Origin of the sequence: Bradyrhizobium algeriense (genome assembly GCF_003062295.1) — a bacterium.
GTDB lineage: Bacteria > Pseudomonadota > Alphaproteobacteria > Rhizobiales > Xanthobacteraceae > Bradyrhizobium > Bradyrhizobium algeriense.
The window spans coordinates 1-1,433 of record NZ_PYCN01000138.1 but is presented as its reverse complement, the minus strand read 5'-3'; the positions used below and the strand labels follow the sequence as shown (position 1 = coordinate 1,433).

General features: G+C 60.4%; 1 protein-coding gene and 1 pseudogene. Both read left to right on the top strand.

Going from position 1 to position 1,433, the window contains the following annotated elements; genetic code table 11:
• Nucleotides 1-447 precede the first annotated feature (447 nt).
• On the top strand, nucleotides 448-780 hold the full coding sequence (locus tag C7G61_RS42700; RefSeq protein ID WP_338026201.1) for a Ros/MucR family transcriptional regulator: 333 nt from the start codon (nucleotides 448-450) through the stop codon (nucleotides 778-780).
• Nucleotides 781-816: 36 nt separating this feature from the next.
• Nucleotides 817-1,433 (top strand): annotated as a pseudogene (locus C7G61_RS42695) (transposase); the annotation flags it as partial.

The window sequence follows — 1,433 nt, the reverse complement described above, 5'->3', positions numbered from 1 at the left end:
TTCCGATCTGGACCTCCCACAACTGCGCCCGCCGCACCGCCTGCGGCGGCACCGGCTGCGGCCCCTCCTGGGTCTGCGATGGCAATGGACGGGAGCAGGAAGGCGGTTGCAAGAACAGCGTATTTCATCTCGACACGCATGACTGTTTCTCCACACGGGCCAATCGCGGACTGCGATCTGTTGCCGACTTAACGGCTGCGGCACCAAGGCGTTTCAGCTTAGCGCTCCCTGGCTCAAAAGGGGTCCTGAGGTAATCAGTCCCTGATCCTGCAATTTGGCTGCACAGAGGTAATGACCAACAGTGATTTCGGAAGAATGTCCTTGCCAAAGTTAAGCAAGAGGCATAGGTGAGGCCAAGATCACAGGCATCTGTTGTGCTGCACGGTCGTTCCTGCTGATCCTGTCAGAGCAGCATCTGTTCTACACACCTTCACAAACAGTTCCCGTGTGGCCGAGGACAAGAACATTATGAGCGAGAGCGTTACCTCTCCGAACTACATCGAACTCTGTGCTGACATCGTCTCGGCTTACGTCAGCAACAACTCCGTTCCCGCCGCCGACCTACCGTCGCTGCTCAACTCTGTCTATGCCGCCCTGACCAAGACTGCGCAGGGTCAGAAAGAGGAGCCCAAGGCTGAGTTGGTGCCTGCGGTTTCGGTGCGGAAGTCCGTCACTCCGGATGCAATCATCTGCTTGGAGGATGGAAAGTCATTCAAGTTGCTCAAGCGCGCATTGCATCGCCTGAATTGCTCCCTGATTTTGGATCGTTGCCTCATCTGATTTGCTCCCGAGCTCTGGCGAGCTGCGGGGGCGATGATGAGGCAGGTGAGCATGACAACACGCAATGAGCTGATCCGAGCGATTTCGGCGCGCTACCGGCAGAGTGATCGCCCCGACAAGGGCCGCATTCTGGATGAGTTCATGGCTGTGACCGGCTATTCCCGCAAGCATGCCATGCGCGCCCTTCGGCAGGGCTTGCCGGACAAGACAGGCGCGGCGCGGCCCGGGCGCCGGATCTACGACGATGCGGTTCATGAGGCTCTCGCCGTGATCTGGGAGGCCTCAGACCGGATCTGCGGCAAGCGCCTGAAGGGTCTCGTGCCGGTTCTGGTGGGGGCGATGGAGCGTCATGGCCATCTTCAGCTGACTTCGGAGGTCCGGACGCGCCTTCTGGGCATGAGCGCAGCCACTATCGACCGAGCGTTGCAACCGATCAAGCAACAGGCCACCGGAGGTCGGCAAAGGCGTCGGTCCGTGCCCACCCTGGCGGTGCGGCGCAGTGTGCCGGTGCGGACCTTTGCCGACTGGCATGATCCCTCTCCTGGCTTTATGGAAGCTGACCTGGTTGCCCATGGTGGCTCAAGCGCCAGCGGCAGCTTCATCCAGACCCTGGTTCTGACCGATATTGCCTCGGGCTGGACCGAGTGCGCGCC